Below are 20,629 nucleotides of genomic sequence, written 5' to 3' on the forward strand. Positions count from 1 at the left end.
TTATGGCGGTATCAGCACGTAACCAGCTGACCGGCACGGTCAGCGCAGTTGCCGCCGGCGCGGTCAACGATGAAGTAGAATTGACCCTCGCCGGTGGCGCAAAACTGGTGGCGATCGTCACCCATAGCAGCAAGGAGGCGCTGGGTCTGGCTGCCGGTAAAGAAGCCATCGCGCTGATTAAAGCGCCGTGGGTCACCCTGGCCACCGAGGATTGCGGCCTGAAGTTCTCCGCGCGCAATCAGTTTGCCGGGAGCGTCACCCGCATCACTGAAGGGGCGGTCAACGCGACGGTACACATCAAAACCGACGCGGGCTTCGAGATCATCGCCGTCGTCACCAATGAAAGTCAGGAAGAGATGAAACTGGTCGACGGCAGCCGGGTGATTGCGCTGATCAAAGCCTCTGCCATTCTCCTCGCCACCCGCGCGTAATCCGGACTCAAACGCCGTTTCACACGAAACGGCGTTCTTCGAAGTACCTGGCCATTTTCCCCGCGACAGACCGGTTTGCACGGCTTACCCCCCCATCATTTAAATAATAATCATTTTCATTTATAAATAGCCTGTGCTATATAACATAGCAATGGCTATAACAGATGATTAATTAACCACATTGATGTGAGGGATCCTATGCTGCACCTGCCGCCTCTGAAGCACCTGATCTTTACCGCTCTGCTCGGCCTGCTGGCGATCGCCCCGGCTCAGGCCAGCGAAAAATTCAAAGTGATCACCACCTTTACGGTGATTGCCGATATGGCGCAAAACGTCGCCGGGGAGGCGGCCCAGGTCAGCTCAATTACCAAACCCGGCGCCGAGATCCACGAATACCAGCCGACGCCTGGCGATATTAAACGCGCCCAGGGGGCACAGCTGATCCTCACTAACGGCCTGAATCTCGAACTGTGGTTTGCCCGCTTTTATCAGCACCTGAAAGGGGTCCCGGAAGTGGTCGTCAGCGAGGGCATTCAGCCAATGGGGATCAGCGAAGGTCCCTATAACGGTAAGCCCAATCCCCATGCGTGGATGTCGGCGGATAATGCGCTGATCTACGTCGATAACATCCGTGATGCGCTGATCAAATACGACCCTGCGAATGCGCAGACCTATCGTCAGAATGCCGCCCTCTATAAAGAGAAAATCCGCCAGAATATGGCGCCGCTGAAGGCGGAGCTGGCGAAACTGCCGGCAGAGAAGCGTTGGCTGGTCACCAGCGAAGGCGCGTTCTCCTATCTGGCCCGCGACAACGGGCTGAAAGAGCGCTACCTGTGGCCAATCAATGCCGACCAGCAGGGCACGCCGCAGCAGGTGCGTAAAACCATCGATATCATGAAAAAAGAGCATATCCCGACCATCTTTAGCGAAAGCACCATTTCAGATAAACCGGCGCGCCAGGTAGCGCGGGAAGCCGGCGCCCACTATGGCGGCGTACTTTATGTTGACTCCCTGAGCACCGCCGATGGCCCGGTTCCCACCTACCTGGATCTGCTGCGCGTCACGACGCAAACCATCGTCCAGGGCATCAACGATGGGATGAGGAAGCAGCCATGAACGCCGATATGCCTGGCCTCGCGGTCAACCGGGTCAGCGTAACCTATCGCAACGGCCACACCGCGCTGCGCGATGCCACCTTCAGCGTACCGCGCGGCTCAATTGCCGCGCTGGTGGGCATCAACGGTTCGGGAAAATCGACGCTGTTTAAAGCGCTGATGGGCTTTGTTCGTCTGTCCCATGGCGAGATTGCCATACTTGGCCAGCCGGTTCATCGCGCGCTGCGCCAGAACCTGGTGGCCTATGTCCCGCAATCAGAGGACGTTGACTGGACCTTCCCGGTGCTGGTGGAAGATGTCGTCATGATGGGCCGCTACGGGCATATGGGCTGGCTGCGACGGGCCAAAGCCCATGATCGGGAAGTGGTTGATGCGGCGCTGGCCCGCGTCGGGATGAGCGACTATCGCCACCGGCAAATCGGCGAGCTGTCCGGCGGGCAGAAAAAACGGGTGTTCCTTGCCCGCGCTATCGCCCAGCAGGGCAAGGTCATTCTGCTGGATGAGCCGTTTACCGGCGTTGACGTCCAGACCGAAACCCAGATCATCACCCTGCTGCGCGAACTGCGTGACGACGGCTGTACTCTGCTGGTTTCGACCCACAATCTCGGTTCGGTCAGCGAGTTTTGCGATTACACGGTGATGGTCAAAGGTACCGTGCTGGCCAGCGGACCGACGGAAACGACCTTTACCGCCGCCAATCTCGAACTCGCTTTCAGCGGCGCGCTGCGCCACGTGGTGCTCAGCGGCGGAGAAGAGCAGATTATCACCGACGATGAACGGCCGTTTATCAGCCGCCGGACGGCGGGAGGTGAAGGATGAGCTGGCTAATCGAGCCGTTCGGCTATCAGTATATGCTGAATGCGATGTGGGTATCGGCGCTGGTGGGCGGCGTGTGCGCCTTTCTCTCCTGCTACCTGATGCTGAAAGGCTGGTCGCTGATTGGCGATGCCCTCTCCCACTCCATCGTACCGGGCGTGGCGGGAGCGTATATGCTCGGCCTGCCCTTCGCCGTCGGCGCTTTTCTCTCCGGAGGACTGGCGGCGGGCAGCATGCTGTTTCTCAACCAGCGTTCGAAGCTCAAAGAAGATGCCATTATCGGTCTGATTTTTTCGTCGTTCTTCGGTATCGGGCTGTTTATGGTGTCACTCAACCCAACTTCGGTGAATATCCAGACCATTATTCTCGGCAATATCCTGGCGATCGCTCCGGAAGATATTATTCAGCTGGCGGCCATCGGCTCGATTTCAATGGCAATTCTGCTGCTGAAATGGAAAGACCTGATGGTCACCTTTTTCGATGAGAGCCACGCCCGTTCCATTGGCCTGAACACCACCGGGCTCAAGCTGCTGTTCTTCACCCTGCTGGCCGCCTGTACCGTGGCGGCATTGCAAACCGTGGGCGCCTTTCTGGTCATTTGCCTGGTGGTCACTCCGGGAGCGACCGCCTGGCTGCTGACCGACCGCTTTCCACGGCTGCTGGCGATTGCCGTCGCTATTGGCAGCCTGACCAGTTTTTTCGGCGCCTGGCTGAGCTACTATCTGGATGGCGCAACCGGTGGCATTATCGTCGTGGCTCAGACTTTGCTCTTCCTGCTGACCTTTGTCTTTGCCCCTAAACACGGCCTGCTGGCCAACCGCCGTCGCGCCAGGGAGGGCTCATGCTGCTGACCACGCTCCTCGAACCGTTCCAGTTTTCGTTTATGGTCAACGCCATGCTGGTGGCCACCATCGTCGCCATTCCCTGTGCGCTGCTGTCGGTTTTTCTGGTGCTGAAAGGCTGGGCGTTGATGGGGGATGCCATGAGCCATGCGGTCTTTCCCGGCGTGGTGGTGGCCTATATCGCCGGGATCCCGTTTGCCATTGGCGCCTTTGTTGCCGGGCTATTCTGCGCCATCGCGACCGGCTATCTCGACGATAACAGTCGCATCAAGCGCGATACCATTATGGGCATTGTCTTTTCCGGGATGTTTGGCGCCGGGCTGGTGCTGTATGTCGCCATTCAGTCCGAAGTCCATCTCGACCATATTCTGTTTGGCGACATGCTGGGGATTTCCGCCAGCGATATTGGGCAAACGTCGGCGATTGCACTAGTAATTGCGCTGATTATCGGACTAAAGTGGCGCGACTTTCTGCTTCATGCCTTCGATCCGCATCAGGCTAAAGCCAGCGGATTACGCTGCGGCCTGCTGCACTACGGATTGCTGTGCATGATTGCCCTGACTATCGTGGCGACGCTCAAAGCGGTGGGGATTATTTTGTCAATCTCGCTGCTGATTGCCCCCGGAGCCATTGCTCTGCTGCTGACCCGGCGTTTTATCAGCGCGCTGCTGCTGGCGGTGGGGATTGCGCTGAGCTGTTCGTTGGGCGGCGTGTGGCTCTCGTTTTACCTTGATAGCGCACCGGCGCCGACCATCGTGGTGTTGTTTACCGCGCTGTTTATTATCACCTTTGTCTGGACGTCGGTTCGCGACAATCAAACTCAGGCGATGTCCGCAGAGGCTCCGGAGCGCCGCTGACGCCTTACCCGGGCGACGACAGACCGCACGCGTTGAAGCCCGCCTGAGCGCAGCGCTAGCCGGGGAAATCACCGCGACTTTTTAGGCCGGTATTTTTCCGGAAGCGCTGGCACGGGACGCCGGTCATCAATCAGGTGACGAATCGTCAGAATCGGGTGGCGCCAGAGCATTCGCGGCCCCGCCCAGCGCATGATTTGCTTCATTTCTTCGCGTTTTGCCGGCTGGTAGCAGTGAACCGGGCACTGCTTACAGGCCGGCTTCTCTTCGCCAAACACGCATTTATCCAGCCGCTTATCGGCATAGGCGTTTAGCGCCTGGTAATGTTCCACGTCGGCCTGCGCGTCCGGGCAGCGGCGCTGATAGAGCGAAATCATGCTGCGGATAGTCTTTTTTTCCCGGTCGATGCGTTGACCCGCCATTGCGTTTCTCCATCAATAAAGATGCAAAAATAATACACCTTTATAGCCTCTGGCGCAGCCGTTTTCCCCTATCGCTTACGCCGGATCGGCGGACTTATCGAGGTGACCCAGCGACTTCTCCGGGAAGCAGACATCCCGTACCCGACGCTTGAGTTCAGCCGCATCCGGGAAACCCTCATCCTGCTTGCGGTCCCAGATTTGTACGTCGTCAACGGTAATGGTGAAGATACCGCCGGTGCCCGGAACCAGCGTGACCGAGCCGATATCGGTACTGAACGTATGCAGCAGCTCCTGAGCCATCCAGCTGGCGCGCAGCATCCAGTTGCATTGAGAGCAGTAGTTGATCGTAATCGCGGCTTTGTGACTCATGATTTTCTCGCTGTATCTAAAAGGACTGATTGTAAACAAATTGCAGATTAAATGAGGAAGACATGATTATTTTGTTGCAAACGATAATACCTATCATTACCATTCGCAATCAATAATCATGGAGAAACAGAGTCCGCTAACGGAAGCAACGGGACTCACCTGCAAATCTGGAAGTAACGCGTGAGCCGATACTAATAATTATCAAGGCGTGGCTACTATGTATAAATCCACTCAATCACCGGCCTGGTTTAAGAAAAGCCTGCTGGTGACTTCGTTGCTTGCAGCAATCTATCAGACGACCGCCGGGGCAGCTGATACCACCGCACACACCACCACCAGCGACACATCATCGGATAGCTCCGAGCAGATGACCGTTACCGCACCCGCTCCCCTGCTCAAAGCCGGTAGCGAACATTCGGTCAGCGCGCAGGAGCTCCAGGACAAAGGGGCCAAAGATTTTGGTTCCGTCATGCGTTACGAACCGTTAATCAGCGCGACCGGCGCCAGCGGCGGCTCGGGTAATGGCAAAAGCGGCTTCGACCGCGGCGGCTATACCGGTTATAACATTCGCGGGCTGGAAAGCAACCGCGTCGGGATTGATGTCGACGGCATCGCGCAGCCGGATGCGACCGGACGCGGCTACGTCGGCCGTGCCGGCCTGAATACGTTTGGCATCGGTCGCGATTACATCGACCCGTATATGTATGGCAGCATCGATATTCAGTCCGGCGCCACCTCGACTGAAACCGCCAACACCTCTATCGGCGGCAACGTCTCCTTCCAGCCGAAATCTGCCGATGACTATCTGCGCCCGGGAAAAACCAGCGCCTTCGGCTACCGGAGCGGCTACGACTCTGCCGACCGCAGCTGGCATAACGGCGTGACGGTGGCCGGCGGAGATGAAACCCTACGCGGCATTTTCGTTTACAGTCGCCGCGACGGCCAGGAAACGGCAAATAACAGCGATAAGATTGACGCCTATCCGGCCAACTGGCACTCCGATGCGTTTATGGCCTCCGGCATCTGGCAGCCCAATGATGAACACAAGCTGACCAGCACGCTCGACTACTACCATAAAACCAACCACACCCACTTTGACAGCTGGGATAGCAGCGGCAACAGTATTATTGGCGATGCCAATCAGACCAGCCAGACTCGTCGCTGGGGCATCAGCCTGAAAGACGACTGGACGCCAATGAATGACTATCTCGACAGTATGTCGACCAAAGTCTACTACCAGCACACCGAGGCCCATGACTGGACGTGGATGCCGGATAGCACCACCAGATCGATGGAAACGGTCAACTCCAACTACGATACCGACACCTGGGGTATTCAGACCGCGCTGGCGAAATCCATTGGCCGCCACGACCTGAGCGCCGGGCTCAACGCCAGCACCACCAAAACCCAGCGCCCGTTCAGCCAGTCGCCGGTCCCGAGCATCTACAGCGAAATCATGCAGCCGGAAGCCGACAGCCGGGGCTACACTCTTGGCGGCTTCGTTCAGGATAAGATCAACTTCGATCTCGACAGCCACAACTTTGCGGTGATCCCGGGCGTGCGCGTGGTGCATCAATCCACCAAACCGGAGAATCTCGGCGATCTGACCACCAACAGCAGCGTGCTGACGGAGTCCTCCGTCGCCAGCCTGTACGGTAAAAATTCCGATACTCAGGTGCTGCCGTCCCTGACGTTCCAGTACGATATCACTCCGCGTACCATGACCTACCTGCAGTATAAACGCGGCGCCGAGTTCCCTAACGCCAGCCAGCTTTACGGCTCCTGGAACCTCGGATCCAGCTACGCCGGACGAGCGCAGTATGCGCTGATTGGTAACACCGATCTGAACACGGAAACCAGCGACAACTTCGAATGGGGCTTAAAAGGCGAAGTGGTCGAAGGGATCACGATGCGCACCGCCCTGTTCTATAACAACTACAAGAACTTCATCGCCTATAGCCGCTACACCCGTTCCGGTAACCCCGACCACTTCACCAACGTCCCGTCGAATATCTATACGATTTATCAGGCGGAAAACCGCGATAAAGCCTATATCTACGGCGGCGAAATCAGCGCCAAATTCAACTTTGGCACCTGGTTTGAAGAGGTTAACGGCCTGAGCGCGACGCTGGCCTACGGCTATAGTGAAGGGAAATCGAAATCCAGCTATCTCGGCGACAAGTACATCGACCTCGACAGCGTGGCGCCGATGAAAGCGATCGTAGGCGTTGCCTGGGACGATCCGGCGAAACGCTACGGGACCGCGTTGACCGCCACTTTCGTGAAAGGTAAGCAGGCCAGCGCCACCAACCGCGAAAGCTATACCAACACGGGCTCTGCCATTACCGACTCCTCCAGCGAATACATGCGCGTGCCTGGCTACGGCATGCTGGACCTGACGGCCTGGTGGCAGGTCGCGAAAAACGTGCGTCTTAACGGCGGCGTTTACAACATTACCGATCGGCAATACTGGGATTACCTGAGCAGCCGCAATATTGAGACGTCCACGAATCAGGATGCCTACGATAAAGCGCTGGCGACGATGCCGGGCCGGACCTGGCAACTGGGCGTCAACGTCGATTTCTGATAGCCCGGAGAATAATAAACCCCATGGATTTCAACATATCGACGGGCAGCAGCGGCGTGGGTCGCGATACGCAGACTCAGACCGGCTCTGCACCATCCCGTTCGCATCATGCTGAAAGACAGCGGGGATAAACCTGCTCCCCGGCCTCGGCCGGGGATATTCATCGTAGAGAAGGAGATGAATCATGCAACACAACGCAAACGCACTGTGGCAGCGCTATCAGGCCGCCAAAACGCAGGCTTCCGCTAAATATGCCCGCGATATCGCCGCTGAAATGGGCATTAGTGAGGCGGAATTAACCGCCGCTCGCGTTGGCCACGACGCCGTTCGCCTGCAGGACGATATACGGGCAATCATCGCCGGACTGGAAGGCGTCGGCGAGACCAAATGCATCTGCCGGAATGAATATGCGGTGCATGAGCAGGTGGGTCAGTTTACCCACCAGCACCTGAGCGGCCATGCCGGGCTGGTGCTGAACCCGCGCGCACTCGATCTGCGCCTGTTCCTCAGTCAGTGGGCCAGCGCCTTCCACCTGAGTGATAACGGCCGCCAGAGCATTCAGTTCTTCGACCATCACGGTGACGCGCTGTTGAAAGTCTATGCGACAGCGCAAACCGATATGACGGCGTGGGAAGCGCTGATTGTCGGGCAGACCCAGGCCGACCCGGCGCCGCTGGCAATCCGCCCCGTCGATACCCCCCGCTACGCCGCCTCCGCCGACGGTGCGGCGCTGGAAAATGAATGGCGCGCCATGACCGATGTCCATCAGTTCTTCGGGCTATTGCGAAAATATAACCTCTCCCGCCAGCAGGCTTTCCGCCTGGTCAGCGATGATCTGGCCTGCCGCATTGACCACGATGCCCTGCCGCACCTGCTGGAAACCATTCGCGAAGAGGGCAATGAGATCATGATTTTCGTTGGCAACCGCGGCTGCGTACAAATCTTCACCGGCGCCCTGGAAAAGCTGGCCCCGATGCGCGGCTGGCTCAACATCTTCAATACCACCTTCACCCTGCACCTGCGCGAAGACAGTATTGATGAAATCTGGGTAACGCGTAAGCCGACCTCGGATGGCCATGTCACCAGCGTAGAGCTGTTTGCCCATGACGGTACGCAAATCGCCCAGCTGTACGGCCAGCGTAGCGAAGGGCACCCGGAGCAAGCGACATGGCGTAGCCAGGTTGACCGTCTGACGACGGAAGGACAGAGCGCATGAAACGCTGGCTGATGTTCATTGCCGCTCTTCCACTGTTTGCGCATGCCGCCGCAGAACGCATCATCTCTCTGGGCGGCGATGTCACAGAGATCGTCTATGCCCTGGGAGCACAGCAGCAGCTGGTCGCTAAAGACAGTACCAGCACCTGGCCTGCCGCCGCGCGATCGCTGCCGGACGTCGGCTATATACGCCAGCTGAACGCCGAGGGGATCCTGTCGTTACGCCCGACGATCGTCCTGGCAAGCGCACAGGCCCAGCCTTCGCTGGTCCTGCAAAAGGTAGAGGACAGTCGGGTAAAAGTGGTTAATATCCCGGGCGGTAACGATCTGTCGGCGATTGATAAAAAAATCGTCGCGGTGGCCGACGCGCTGGGTAAGCAGACTGAAGGTGACGCCCTGCGCCACGCCGTCGCCGCACAGATCGCGCAGATCCCCACGCAGCCGCTCGGCAAAAGGGTGCTGTTTATTCTCAGCCACGGCGGAATGAATACGATGGTCGCCGGGCAAAAGACCGCTGCGGATGGTGCTATTCAGGCCGCCGGGCTGCAGAACGCGATGCAGGGATTTGACCATTATCGCAGTATGTCTCAGGAAGGCGTGATCGCCAGCCTGCCGGACCTGGTAGTGATCTCCGCCGACGGGCTTAAAGGCATGGGCGGTGAAGCCGGCTTATGGAAGCTGCCGGGGCTGGCGCAAACGCCGGCCGGTCGCCATAAACAGCTGCTGGTGATTGACGATATGGCCCTGCTCGGCTTTGGACCGCGGACGCCGCAGGCGATTAGCGCGCTGAGAAAAAAAGCGGAGCAGCTCCCCTGATGCGCCCCACTCTCTCTCGCCATCTGTGGTTAATGACGCTGCTGCTGGTGAGCCTGACGCTGTTCGCGACGACCCTCGGCGCGATGCCTCTGCCGCTCGCCAGTCTGTGGCCGCCGGGGGATGAGGTGTTGCGCCATATCTGGCTCACCATTCGTCTGCCGCGCGTCCTGCTGGCGCTGCTGGTCGGCGCCGCGCTGGCGCTCTCCGGCTGCGTCATGCAAGGGCTGTTTCGCAATCCGTTAGCCGATCCCGGCCTGCTGGGGGTCAGCAGCGGTGCAGCGCTGGCGGTGGCCTGCTGGCTGGTTCTGCCGCTGTCCGTTCCGGCGCTGGTGGCGCTGTATGCCCCGATGCTGGCGGCGTTCATCGGGAGTATCGCCGTCATGGTGGTCATTTTTATCCTCAGCCAGGCGAGTGAGGGTTCGCTCTCGCGTCTGCTGCTGGTCGGGATCGCCATCAACGCGCTGTGCGGCGCGCTGGTGGGGGTGCTGGCCTGGATAAGTAATGATACCCAGCTGCGCCAGCTGTCGCTGTGGGGAATGGGCAGTCTCGGCCAGGCAGAGTGGTCCACGCTGCTGGTCGCGGCCACCTTAATCTTCCCTGCTTCGCTGGTCATCTGGCTAATGGCTTCCCGCCTCAACCTGCTACAGCTTGGCGATGAAGAAGCCCACTACCTGGGGATTAACGTCCGGGCCGTGCAGCGTCTGCTGTTACTGTGCAGCGCGCTGCTGGTGGCCTCTTCGGTGGCGATCAGCGGAGTGATTGGTTTTATTGGTCTCGTGGTGCCGCACCTGATACGAATGTGGCTGGGGCCGGACCACCGCGCGCTGGTGCCAGGATCGCTGCTGGCCGGGGCGATCTTACTGCTGCTGGCCGATACCCTTGCCCGCACCGTCGCCGCACCGGCCGAAATGCCGGTGGGTCTGCTGACCAGCATGCTCGGCGCGCCGTGGTTTTTGTGGTTAATTTTCCGCCAACAGAGGACGACATATGGATAATCGCGATCGCACCTGGCACGCGACGTCGCTCTCTCTGTTGCTGGGCAAACGCCGGGTCATTGACGATGTGTCGGTCCGGCTATGCGGCGGAGAGATGACCGCGCTGATTGGCCCAAACGGCGCCGGTAAATCAACGCTGCTGCGGCTGTTAACCGGTTTCTTATCCCCGAACAGCGGCGAACGTCATGTGGAAGGACGTGCGCTGGAACACTGGTCGTCGGAAGCGCTCTCCCGCCGCCGGGCGGTGATGTTGCAACGTACGCAGCTCCATGCCGACTGGCCGGTGGAAACGGTCATCGCCATGGGACGCTCTCCATGGGGTAAAAATCCGGACCGGCAGATGATTCAGCAGGTGATGGTGGAAACCGGCTGCGACCACCTCGCGGGCAGGCGCTATCCTTCGCTCTCCGGCGGCGAACAGCAGCGGGTGCAGCTGGCTCGCTGCCTTGCTCAGCTGTGGCATAACGACGCTCCACGGGGCTGGCTGTTTCTCGACGAACCGACCTCGGCGCTGGATCTTTACTATCAACAGCATCTGCTGCGTCTGCTAAAACGGCTGACCCGCAGCGGCCAGCTGCACGTCTGCGTCGTGCTGCACGACCTCAATCTCGCCGCGCTATGGGCAGACCGCATTCTGCTTCTCCATCAGGGAAAGCTGGTGGCCGAGGGAACGCCGCAGGAGGTCATTTGCCAGTCGGTTATCAGCCGCTGGTACGGAGCGGAAGTGAGAATGGGTGAGCATCCAGACATCGCCATTCCCCAGGTTTACCTTGCGCCATAATAAGGCCGGACGAGTACGCCCGTTGGTGCTCGTCCGCGCTTCAGATGGAATGCGCATCACGGCACCTCATATCGTCACTTTCCCTGAAATACGTATCTCCGTTATGATGTCCCCTCAATGTGATAACAACGAAAACAAAAAGATCTCAATTCATTAAGAATCAGGGACCTGGATAATATCCTATGAGTACAATCGATAATCTCGACGCCCATCCCCCGATGATGCATTGGTGTGTCAAAGCTGATTATTAAAGGTTATTTTCCACCATAGAATAAAAACTATATTTTAACCTACACTTTTGTAACCATCTGATTTTACGAATATTGTTTACTGTACTCATCCAGCGTTATAATCCCTCTGTTTTTCCATCCCTCTAATAACACAGGGTATCTCCATGAGCCGATACCATGTATCCAGCAGTGAAGGTCAGTATGAGAAAGACTCTGGCGAGCAGGTTTTGGCTAATAAACTGGGTATCGCTGCTTCTGATGAGATGGATGAGGCTGAACTTGTCCTGTTAGAACAACTCTATCAGTCCGTTTTTGAAGAACAGTTCCCGGAAGGACTGCTCAGCGTAGCCATGCTAAAAAACTGGCATCGCCGCTGGTTAGGTAACATCTACGAGTGGGCTGGGCAAGAAAGAGCGGTTAACATCAGCAAAGGCGGCTTTATGTTTGCCCCTTCAGCGCAGTTGCCAAAACTGCTGAGCGAATTCGACACCAAATATCTGGCTCAATACACGCCGTGTAGCGGCATGGACGAAGAACAACTCATCACCGCTATCGCCATCACCCATGTCGAGCTAATACTTATCCATCCATTCAGAGAGGGAAATGGGCGCCTGTCGCGACTGCTGGCCGACGTGATGGCCGTTCAGGGAGGGTACAAACCGCTGGATTATCAAAGCTGGGAGCAAAACAAAACCCAGTATATCTCGGCTATCCATGCAGGTGTATCAATGGACTACGAGCCGATGAAACACTGGGTCAGTGAAGCATTAAGAAGGGGTTAAACCGCAAGACGCAAATGAGCGAATTTTTTGCGCGTGGCTTCAAGTGAAGCTTCGATCTTCGCGGAGGACTGCCCTGTTTCAACAGCCGTAGATGTTGCTACTGAGCGAACGATATCAGCACGAGATGGCTTAACGTAGCTTGCCTGAGTTTTTTTGTTGTTGCTCATAATTACTCCTGAAAAGCAGAATCTGGGCTGAAAGACATCGTTCATCCGGCGGCGTGAAGCCACATCACCACGCAATGCGCGACGGGCGAAATAGACTTCTTCTTCGGCCGTCAGCAGTGGGGAATAACCAATCTCACCCAGGTAGAGTTGCGTCGCATCAAGCACACGTTGCGTTGCGCCTTGCGACAGAAGATCTTCCTCGGCCAGATCGCTATCACTGGGTTCCTCTTCTACTAAGGCTTTCTCATCGAAAACCTCGACTCCGTTCTCATCAAATTCCGCGTCTTCATTTAAATCATGAACTTTCAGCGTATTCTGACTCATAAAGATGGCTCCTACCCGTGATCCCTGAGCAAAGCACCTTCGCTATACATCATTTAACGACGCCGGACGGAGACTTTTTGCCCCGGTGAAGGGGCTGTTGCGACCGGCCTGGCGTCTGCTAACTGATGTGACGCTTATCCGTACTTCGCCAAATTATCGCTGCGGTAAATACTGCAGCGGGTTGACGGATTTCCCCTTGTAACGAATTTCAAAATGCAATCTTGTAGAGCTGGTGCCGGTGCTACCCATGGTAGCGATTTTCTGCCCCGCTTTAACTTCCTGTTGCTCCCGGACCAGCATTGTATCGTTATGAGCGTAGGCACTCAGGTAATCATCGTTGTGTTTGATGATAATAAGATTACCGTAACCGCGCAGCGCGTTACCGGCATAGACGACGCGTCCGTCAGCGGTCGCGACAATAGCCTGTCCCTTACTGCCTGCAATATCAATACCTTTATTGCCGCCTTCTGCGCCACTAAAGTTCTCGATAACCTTGCCATCAGTCGGCCAGCGCCATGTGGAGATAGGCGAACTGGTTGACGTACTGCTTGCAGTCGGTTGGTTTGTGCTAACAGCGGGAGCCGTCACTGGCGCGACGGTAGTCGTCGTCGCTGGCTTATTGTTCGGCAACATCTTATTAGCATTCTGTTCACCTGAGGATTCAGAATACGTAATAGTTGGTTGTGACGCAACCACCGCGGTCGATTTTTGTGCAGTATTTGAGGCCGCCGTCGCACCTCCGCTTGCCCGTACGCTTGCCGCAGCAACGGCGTTATCACCGGTGATTGGCTGGCCAGCAGAGTTGCCAACCTGCAGCGTCTGACCGACGTTCAGACCGTATGGTGCAGGGATGTTGTTGCGTTGCGCGAGGTCACGGAAATCGTTACCTGTTACCCATGCGATATAGAACAGCGTATCGCCGCGTTTCACGGTATAGGTGCTGCCACCCGTATAGCTGCCTTTCGGAATATCGCCATATTTACGGTTATAGACTATCTTGCCGTTCACGGTCTGCACCGGCTGCTGAGCCATCGGCTGAACCTGCGTCGCAGGCGTCTGAACCGGCTGTACCTGAGGGGTATGCGGAACAATGGCGGATCCTGTTGTCGACGGCGGAGTGATCAGCATCCCGGAATTCGTTCCCGAGGATGAGGCTCCACCCGCCGAGCTAACCGGCGCAGGCGGATTATTGGTATTCGTACAACCTGCCAGCCAGAGTGAAACCAGTGATAACGCCGCAATACGGCTTAAGGTAAATTTTGGGCTTCCCGCGCTCATTTATCCCCCAGGAATATGTTAACTGCCAATATCTTGCTTACCGGACAACGCCCGGCCAGGACACTAAAATGTGTCCACCCTACGCCTAAAGTCAGGCAAAAAAAACCTGGATAAATCCGGGTCTCACGCCAGCTCCCCTTGCACCAGAGGAACAAAGCGTACGGCTTCGACGGTATCCATCACAAACTCATTACCGCGACGACGGATCCGTTTCAGGAACTGATGCTCCTCGCCCACCGGTAATACCAGCACGCCTCCCTCATCCAGCTGCGCCAGCAGCGCTGGCGGCACTTCCGGCGGTGCGGCGGTGACGATAATCGCATCAAAGGGAGCGCGTGCCTTCCAACCCTGCCATCCATCGCCGTGACGGGTTGAAACATTATGTAAATCAAGTTGTTTCAGGCGACGACGCGCCTGCCACTGTAAACTCTTAATCCGTTCGACCGAACACACATGATGAACGAGATGCGCCAGGATCGCCGTCTGGTAGCCTGAACCGGTGCCAATCTCCAGCACCCGCGATTCCGGCGTCAGCGTCAGAAGCTCCGTCATCCGCGCCACCATGTAGGGTTGCGAGATGGTTTGCCCCTGGCCGATAGGTAGTGCCGTGTTCTCCCACGCCTTGTGTTCGAAGGCTTCATCAACGAATTTTTCACGCGGTACCAGGGTTATCGCCTCCAGCACGCGCTCGTCAACAATGCCCTGAGTACGCAGCTGATTCAGCAGGCTTTCTACACGTTTGCTTACCATTGTGTTGCCACTCCGACGCGATCCAGCCAGTCGGCCACCATCCCGTGAGCCTGGTGGGCGGTTAAATCAACGTGCAGCGGCGTCACGGAGACATAGCCTTCGTCAACGGCCGCAAAATCGGTATCCGGCCCGGCATCGTGCTTCTCTCCCGGCGGGCCAATCCAGTACAGCGTATTGCCGCGCGGATCTTTTTGCGGAATGACCTGATCGGCGGGATGTCGGCTGCCGCAGCGAGTGACGCGGATGCCTTTAATCTGCTCAAGTGGCAGATCGGGCACATTGATATTGAGGATGCGACCGGTACGCAGCGGCTCGCGGCTTAAAGCACGCAGGATAGAGCAGGTGATGGCCGCCGCGGTGTCGTAGTGCTGATGACCATTCAGGGAGACGGCCAGCGCCGGAAAGCCGAGGTGACGGCCTTCCATTGCGGCGGCGACAGTGCCGGAGTAGATGACGTCATCGCCGAGATTGGGGCCGGCGTTAATGCCGGAAACCACGATATCCGGACGCGGGCGCATCAGGGCGTTGACGCCGAGATAGACACAGTCCGTTGGTGTCCCCATCTGGACGGCGATATCGCCGTTATCGAAAGTGAAAGTGCGTAACGAAGACTCGAGAGTCAGGGAGTTCGATGCGCCGCTGCGGTTACGATCGGGTGCAACTACCTGGACCTCAGCAAACTCCCGTAAGGCCTTCGCCAGGGTCTGAATACCCGGCGCATGAATCCCGTCATCGTTACTCAGCAATATTCGCATAGTCACCCGTTGTATTGATAAGTTCCCTTACCACGCTGGTGGCGAAGCTGCCCGCTGGCAGCCAGAAACGCAGTTCAACGGTTACGTCATCCCACCAGTTCCAGCTCATCTGCTGCGGATAGAGCAGCATCGCCCGGCGTGCCGCTTCTACTTTTTCACGCACCAGCAGAGCCTGGAGCTGCGTCTCTTCGGCAACGGCCGCCTGCTCGGCGGCCAGCGCCTCGCGTTGGCTGCCCCACTCGCCGCTTCCCGGTAACGCCGCCGTAATCATCAGTTCACGGTTATCAACCCGCTCCTGCAGCTGCGCGCGTTCCTCAGGCGTAGCGACAAACCAGCTCCCGCGCCCCGCTAATTGTAGCGCATCGCCATCAACAACCTGATTAAATTCCGGTTTTTTTAATCTAATACTGACCTGTTGATTAAACAAGCCGCTACGCGCCGCCGACAGCCAAAAACTGCGTTTATTGCGATCGCGAAGCGGTGCGCCGCTCTCCGCCCAGCGCAGCGCGCCCAGCAGATTGCTGCCGCCGATACCAAAGCGCTGGGCGCCGAAATAGTTCGGCACCCCCTGTGCGGCAACAGCCTGCAGACGCCGCTCGACCTCGTCGCGATCGCTGATTTCCCGCAGAATCAGGGTAAACTGGTTGCCCTTCAGCGCGCCGAGCCGCAGCTTACGTTTATGCCGCGCGTATTCCAGCACCTGGCAACCTTCCAGCTGAAACTTGCTCAGGTCAGGCATCTCTTTGCCCGGAAGCCGGGCGCACAGCCACTGCTCGGTCACGGCATGTTTATCTTTCTGCCCGGCAAAACTCACTTCCCGCGCATGGATTTTAAGGAACTTAGCCAGCGCATCCGCCACAAACCGCGTATTGCAGTCCGTTTTCAGAATCCGTACCAACAGATGCTCGCCTTCGCCATCCGGCGCAAAGCCGAGATCTTCGACCACCACGAAATCTTCCGGGTTGGCTTTCAGTATCCCCTGCCCCTGCGGTTTACCGTGCAGCCAGGTGAGTTCATTGAAGGCAATCATTGCTGCCCCTTACGCAGCAGCGCCACCGCTTCGCAGGCGATGCCTTCACCGCGGCCGGTGAAACCCAGCTTCTCGGTGGTGGTGGCTTTCACGTTGACATCATCCATATGGCAGCCGAGGTCTTCGGCGATAAAGACACGCATCTGCGGAATATGCGGCAGCATTTTCGGCGCCTGAGCAATGATCGTGACATCGACGTTTCCGAGGGTATAACCTTTGGCCTGAATCCGCCGCCAGGCTTCGCGCAACAGCTCGCGGCTGTCGGCGCCTTTAAAGGCCGGGTCGGTATCCGGGAACAGCTTGCCGATATCCCCCAGCGCCGCCGCCCCAAGCAGGGCATCGGTCAGCGCATGCAGCGCCACGTCGCCATCGGAATGGGCCAACAGCCCTTTCTCGTAAGGGATGCGCACCCCGCCAATAATGATTGGGCCTTCACCACCAAAAGCGTGTACGTCAAAACCGTGTCCAATTCGCATTAAGCCTTCTCCTGGTGTCGGGAACGGGTAAGGTAAAATTCTGCCAGCGCCAGGTCTTCCGGGCGCGTCACTTTAATATTATCAGCTCGTCCGGCCACCAGTTCGGGATGGAAGCCACAGTACTCCAGCGCCGAGGCTTCATCGGTGATGGTCGCGCTTTCATTGAGCGCGCGCGTCAGGCACTGGAGGAGTAATTCACGAGGGAAAAATTGCGGCGTCAGCGCATGCCATAAGTCATTCCGATCGACGGTGTGCGCAATAGCCACCTTGCCGGGTTCCGCGCGTTTCATGGTATCGCGAACCGGCGCAGCGAGAATGCCCCCCACGCGGCTGGTTTCGCGCAGCGCCAACAGGCGCTGGAGGTCATCCTGATGCAGGCACGGGCGCGCGGCATCGTGCACCAGTACCCATTCGGCTTCAGGCAGCGCCTGCAGACCAGCCAGGACGGAGTCAGCGCGCTCGGCCCCGCCGTCGACGACGGTAATCTGCGGATGAGTGGCCAGCGGCAGCTGGCTAAAGCGGATATCGCCGGGACTGACGGCAATCACCACGCGCTGCACGCACGCGTTCGCCAACAGCGCGGCGACCGCGTGTTCGAGAATCGTTTTGTTACCGATTGAGAGATATTGTTTCGGGCATTCCGTTTGCATACGGCGGCCAAAACCGGCTGCCGGTACCACGGCGCAAACACCCGGAAAAGTGGCTGCCATGTCGTAATCCTGGGCTTGTTTATCGATTGTTCTGCGTCGACCCCTGGTTGCGCTTAGACGCATCCGGGACCAGACGATAAAATGTTTCGCCCGGGCGGGTCATGCTTAGTTCATTGCGCGCGCGCTCTTCGATCGCTTCCTGACCGCCGTTAAGGTCATCGATTTCCGCAAACAGTTGATCGTTGCGCGCCTTTAATTTGCTGTTAGTGGCTTGCTGCGCGGTGACGTCGTCATTCACCCGGCTATAGTCATGCAGACCATTTTTACCGAACCACAGCGAGTACTGTAGCCAGACCAGCAAAGCCAATAGTAGCAGCGTTAATTTACCCATTCTGCCCCCTGAAAAACGGCATCATCATCCCATAACTCGCCCGAGCATTTCACTCCGACGCGCGGACGACGCCGCGTAACGCGGGGACTGTAACACATTTCTGTCGCCGATACCCAGGCTTGATTCATACGCAGAAAGGACTATCCCAGCAACCAGAGGAACAGCAGACCAAACATCAGCCCCACGGTCAAAATGGTCGCACATGCGCTGTACAGGAGCTTACCGTTCAACAGCGAGTGCAGCGCAATCCCGACGACCACGGCAACCGGCATTAAGGCGAGAAAAAAGGGCCAGGTGTAGAGGAGGAAAAAAAGTGTATTACTGCCATACATGAGGAAAGGAATACCCAGCGCCAGCAGCCATGAGATAAAGCCCACGGCGGCGCCTGACAAAGACCAGGTGGTCTCGTCATGGGCCACCGCGGGTGGTTCTGGACGAATGAGACTGATGTTCTGGGTATTGCGCATATCGAATCCTGTTGACCGGGCGACCGGCACCTCAATGCCGCCGCCGTTTCAGGATCTGATAATATCGCTCTGTCTGAGGAGGTCTAATAGTTGGTGCACCAAATTTGTTACCAATTGTTCACCATCCAGATGAATTTCCGCCTTTTCTGGTGGTTCATACACCGAATCTATGCCGGTAAAATTGCGTAATTCACCCGCTCGCGCCTTCTTGTATAACCCTTTTGGATCCCGCGCCTCGCAGATAGCCAGCGGCGTATCGACAAACACTTCGATAAAGCGCCCTTCGCCTAAACGCTCGCGCACCATCTGCCGTTCAGCGCGGTGTGGAGAGATAAACGCGGTCAACACCACCAGCCCGGCATCAACCATCAGCTTCGCCACTTCCCCGACACGACGAATATTTTCTTTACGATCGCTATCGCTAAAACCGAGATCGCTACACAGGCCGTGCCGCACGTTATCGCCATCCAGCAGATAGGTGCTGACGCCCAGCTGATGCAGCGCCTCTTCCAGCGCGCCGGCAACGGTAGATTTACCTGAGCCGGACAGCCCGGTAAACCACAGCACCACGCCGCGATGGCCGTGGTGTTGTTCGCGCTGCTCCCGGGTGACCGGATGGGCGTGCCAGACGACGTTTTCGTCATGCAGGGCCATTACTTGCCTCCCAGCAGGTCGCGCGCGTCCCAGTGCGGGAAGTGTTTACGGATCAGCTGATTCAGTTCCAGTTCAAACGCGCTGAAGGAGGATGTCGATGCCTGGCGCTGTTCCAGCGGTTCGCGCACCATGCCGGCACCTACCGTGACGTTGGTCAACCGGTCGATGAAGATCAGCCCGCCGGTTACCGGGTTATGCTGATATTTGTCCAGCACCAGCGGCTCGTCGAAGGTCAAATCGACAAGTCCAATCCCGTTCAGCGGCAGCGACTCGACTTCGCGCTGGGTCAAATTATTGATATCAACCTGATAACGAATCCCGTCGACACGCGCGCGCGTTTTCTTGCCGGCAATTTTAATGTCATAGCTCTGGCCCGGGGCTAACGCCTGCTCGGCCATCCACACCACATCCACGCTGGCGCTTTGCACCGCGGGCAGCGTCACCTGCGCATCGACCAACAGGTCGCCGCGGCTGATATCAATCTCATCTTTCAACACGATAGTGATGGCTTCACCGGCACCGGCTTCCTGCAGGTCGCCGTCAAACGTCACAATACGCGCCACGCTGGATTCAACGCCCGATGGTAGTACCTTCAGGCGCTGTCCGACCTTCACGCTGCCGGAAGCCACGGTCCCGGAGAAACCGCGGAAGTCGAGGTTGGGCCGGTTAACAAACTGGACCGGGAAACGCAGCGGTTGATTTTCCACCACGCGACGGATTTCAACGGTTTCCAGCACTTCCAGCAGCGTCGGGCCGCTGTACCACGGCATGCTGACGCTCTGGGTCGCGACGTTGTCCCCTTCAAGGGCAGAAAGCGGAACAAAGCGAATATCAACGTCACCCGGCAGCTGCCCGGCAAAGGTGAGGTACTCTTCGCGAATGCGATTAAACGTCTCTTCGCTAAAATCCACCAGATCCATTTTATTCACCGCCACCACCAGGTTTTTAATTCCCAGCAGCGTCGAGATAAAGCTATGACGGCGAGTCTGATCGAGCACGCCTTTGCGCGCATCCATCAGCAGAATCGCCAGATCGCAGGTGGAAGCGCCGGTGGCCATATTGCGGGTGTACTGCTCGTGCCCCGGGGTGTCGGCGATAATAAATTTGCGTTTCTCGGTAGAGAAATAGCGATAGGCGACATCGATGGTGATGCCCTGCTCGCGTTCAGCCTGCAGGCCATCCACCAGCAGCGCCAGATCCAGTTTTTCACCCTGCGTGCCGTGACGCTTACTGTCATTATGCAGCGATGAGAGCTGATCTTCGTAAATCTGTCGGGTATCGTGCAGCAGGCGGCCAATCAGGGTACTTTTCCCGTCATCGACGCTGCCGCAGGTCAGGAAGCGCAGCAGGCTTTTGTGCTGTTGCGCGTGCAGATAAGCTTCTACGCCGCCTTCATTAGCAATTTGTTGGGCAATTGTCGTGTTCATGGCGG

At 57.5% G+C, this 20,629-nt stretch carries 23 protein-coding genes and 1 pseudogene; 11 read left to right on the top strand and 13 right to left on the bottom strand.

Going from position 1 to position 20,629, the window contains the following annotated elements; translation table 11 throughout:
* Positions 1-2: 2 nt before the first annotated feature.
* The 5 genes from ROR01S_RS04660 to sitD all read left to right on the top strand — a co-directional run bounded on the left by ROR01S_RS04660 (position 3) and on the right by sitD (position 4,061).
* The gene (locus tag ROR01S_RS04660; protein ID WP_004866901.1) at positions 3-431 is read left to right on the top strand and encodes a TOBE domain-containing protein; all 429 of its coding nucleotides are present in this window, start codon (positions 3-5) and stop codon (positions 429-431) included.
* A gap of 198 nt (positions 432-629) precedes the next feature.
* The gene (locus ROR01S_RS04665) at positions 630-1,547 is read left to right on the top strand and encodes a metal ABC transporter substrate-binding protein (RefSeq protein WP_064359156.1); all 918 of its coding nucleotides are present in this window, start codon (positions 630-632) and stop codon (positions 1,545-1,547) included.
* Complete coding sequence (locus tag ROR01S_RS04670; RefSeq protein WP_004866905.1) at positions 1,544-2,365, top strand: manganese/iron ABC transporter ATP-binding protein; 822 nt, start codon at positions 1,544-1,546, stop codon at positions 2,363-2,365. Before ROR01S_RS04665 ends, ROR01S_RS04670 begins: the two co-directional genes overlap by 4 nt.
* A complete protein-coding gene (sitC, locus tag ROR01S_RS04675) occupies positions 2,362-3,213 on the top strand; it encodes an iron/manganese ABC transporter permease subunit SitC (RefSeq protein ID WP_004866907.1) in 852 nt (283 codons plus the stop codon). Before ROR01S_RS04670 ends, sitC begins: the two co-directional genes overlap by 4 nt.
* Positions 3,204-4,061, top strand: a complete 858-nt coding sequence (gene sitD / locus ROR01S_RS04680) for an iron/manganese ABC transporter permease subunit SitD (RefSeq protein ID WP_004866908.1) — start codon at positions 3,204-3,206, stop codon at positions 4,059-4,061. The genes sitC and sitD overlap by 10 nt, the downstream gene beginning before the upstream one ends.
* 68 nt (positions 4,062-4,129) lie before the next feature.
* Here the strand turns inward: sitD and ROR01S_RS04685 are convergent, their stop codons facing one another.
* Together ROR01S_RS04685 and ROR01S_RS04690 are read right to left on the bottom strand one after the other, a co-directional pair.
* On the bottom strand, positions 4,130-4,480 hold the full coding sequence (locus ROR01S_RS04685; RefSeq protein ID WP_004866910.1) for a nitrous oxide-stimulated promoter family protein: 351 nt from the start codon (positions 4,478-4,480) through the stop codon (positions 4,130-4,132).
* 75 nt (positions 4,481-4,555) lie between these two features.
* Positions 4,556-4,849: an Rdx family protein gene (locus ROR01S_RS04690; protein ID WP_004866911.1), complete on the bottom strand. Its 294-nt coding sequence runs from the start codon at positions 4,847-4,849 to the stop codon at positions 4,556-4,558.
* 217 nt (positions 4,850-5,066) lie between these two features.
* Here ROR01S_RS04690 and ROR01S_RS04695 point away from each other — a divergent pair, with 217 nt between their 5' ends.
* From ROR01S_RS04695 to ROR01S_RS04720, 6 genes are all read left to right on the top strand, one after another.
* Positions 5,067-7,436, top strand: a complete 2,370-nt coding sequence (locus ROR01S_RS04695) for a TonB-dependent receptor domain-containing protein (protein ID WP_004866913.1) — start codon at positions 5,067-5,069, stop codon at positions 7,434-7,436.
* 184 nt (positions 7,437-7,620) lie between these two features.
* Positions 7,621-8,652 (top strand): hemin-degrading factor, encoded by a 1,032-nt coding sequence (locus tag ROR01S_RS04700; RefSeq protein WP_004866914.1) that lies wholly within the window; start codon positions 7,621-7,623, stop codon positions 8,650-8,652.
* On the top strand, positions 8,649-9,467 hold the full coding sequence (locus ROR01S_RS04705; protein WP_004866916.1) for a heme/hemin ABC transporter substrate-binding protein: 819 nt from the start codon (positions 8,649-8,651) through the stop codon (positions 9,465-9,467). Before ROR01S_RS04700 ends, ROR01S_RS04705 begins: the two co-directional genes overlap by 4 nt.
* Complete coding sequence (locus ROR01S_RS04710) at positions 9,467-10,462, top strand: FecCD family ABC transporter permease (protein ID WP_004866917.1); 996 nt, start codon at positions 9,467-9,469, stop codon at positions 10,460-10,462. The genes ROR01S_RS04705 and ROR01S_RS04710 overlap by 1 nt, the downstream gene beginning before the upstream one ends.
* Positions 10,455-11,243, top strand: coding sequence for a heme ABC transporter ATP-binding protein (locus ROR01S_RS04715; protein ID WP_004866920.1), 789 nt, complete (start codon positions 10,455-10,457; stop codon positions 11,241-11,243). The genes ROR01S_RS04710 and ROR01S_RS04715 overlap by 8 nt, the downstream gene beginning before the upstream one ends.
* 394 nt (positions 11,244-11,637) lie before the next feature.
* On the top strand, positions 11,638-12,255 hold the full coding sequence (locus ROR01S_RS04720) for a Fic/DOC family protein (protein WP_064359157.1): 618 nt from the start codon (positions 11,638-11,640) through the stop codon (positions 12,253-12,255).
* A 209-nt stretch (positions 12,256-12,464) separates the two neighbouring features.
* Here the strand turns inward: ROR01S_RS04720 and ROR01S_RS04725 are convergent.
* The 11 genes and pseudogenes from ROR01S_RS04725 to cysN form a co-directional block, all read right to left on the bottom strand.
* Positions 12,465-12,746 (bottom strand): annotated as a pseudogene (locus ROR01S_RS04725) (sigma-70 factor domain-containing protein); the annotation flags it as partial.
* Between the two features lie 153 nt (positions 12,747-12,899).
* Complete coding sequence (gene nlpD, locus ROR01S_RS04730) at positions 12,900-14,024, bottom strand: murein hydrolase activator NlpD (protein WP_004866940.1); 1,125 nt, start codon at positions 14,022-14,024, stop codon at positions 12,900-12,902.
* Between the two features lie 123 nt (positions 14,025-14,147).
* Positions 14,148-14,774 carry a protein-L-isoaspartate(D-aspartate) O-methyltransferase gene (locus ROR01S_RS04735; protein ID WP_004866942.1) on the bottom strand — a complete coding sequence of 209 codons (627 nt, stop codon included), beginning with the start codon at positions 14,772-14,774 and terminating at the stop codon, positions 14,148-14,150.
* Entirely contained in the window at positions 14,768-15,529 is a 762-nt protein-coding gene (surE, locus tag ROR01S_RS04740) for a 5'/3'-nucleotidase SurE (RefSeq protein WP_004866944.1), read from the bottom strand. The genes ROR01S_RS04735 and surE overlap by 7 nt, the downstream gene beginning before the upstream one ends.
* Entirely contained in the window at positions 15,510-16,559 is a 1,050-nt protein-coding gene (truD, locus tag ROR01S_RS04745) for a tRNA pseudouridine(13) synthase TruD (RefSeq protein WP_004866946.1), read from the bottom strand. The genes surE and truD overlap by 20 nt, the downstream gene beginning before the upstream one ends.
* Positions 16,556-17,035, bottom strand: coding sequence for a 2-C-methyl-D-erythritol 2,4-cyclodiphosphate synthase (ispF, locus tag ROR01S_RS04750; protein WP_004866948.1), 480 nt, complete (start codon positions 17,033-17,035; stop codon positions 16,556-16,558). The genes truD and ispF overlap by 4 nt, the downstream gene beginning before the upstream one ends.
* Positions 17,035-17,745, bottom strand: a complete 711-nt coding sequence (ispD, locus tag ROR01S_RS04755; RefSeq protein WP_044347446.1) for a 2-C-methyl-D-erythritol 4-phosphate cytidylyltransferase — start codon at positions 17,743-17,745, stop codon at positions 17,035-17,037. The genes ispF and ispD overlap by 1 nt, the downstream gene beginning before the upstream one ends.
* Positions 17,746-17,764: 19 nt before the next feature.
* The gene (ftsB, locus tag ROR01S_RS04760; RefSeq protein WP_004866952.1) at positions 17,765-18,076 is read right to left on the bottom strand and encodes a cell division protein FtsB; all 312 of its coding nucleotides are present in this window, start codon (positions 18,074-18,076) and stop codon (positions 17,765-17,767) included.
* Between the two features lie 140 nt (positions 18,077-18,216).
* Complete coding sequence (locus tag ROR01S_RS04765) at positions 18,217-18,543, bottom strand: DUF3561 family protein (RefSeq protein WP_004866953.1); 327 nt, start codon at positions 18,541-18,543, stop codon at positions 18,217-18,219.
* Positions 18,544-18,591: 48 nt separating this feature from the next.
* Positions 18,592-19,197, bottom strand: coding sequence for an adenylyl-sulfate kinase (gene cysC / locus ROR01S_RS04770; RefSeq protein ID WP_064359158.1), 606 nt, complete (start codon positions 19,195-19,197; stop codon positions 18,592-18,594).
* On the bottom strand, positions 19,197-20,624 hold the full coding sequence (gene cysN, locus ROR01S_RS04775) for a sulfate adenylyltransferase subunit CysN (protein WP_004866956.1): 1,428 nt from the start codon (positions 20,622-20,624) through the stop codon (positions 19,197-19,199). The genes cysC and cysN overlap by 1 nt, the downstream gene beginning before the upstream one ends.
* Positions 20,625-20,629: the final 5 nt, after the last annotated feature.

This window comes from Klebsiella ornithinolytica NBRC 105727 = ATCC 31898, from assembly GCF_001598295.1.
Classification (GTDB): domain Bacteria; phylum Pseudomonadota; class Gammaproteobacteria; order Enterobacterales; family Enterobacteriaceae; genus Klebsiella; species Klebsiella ornithinolytica.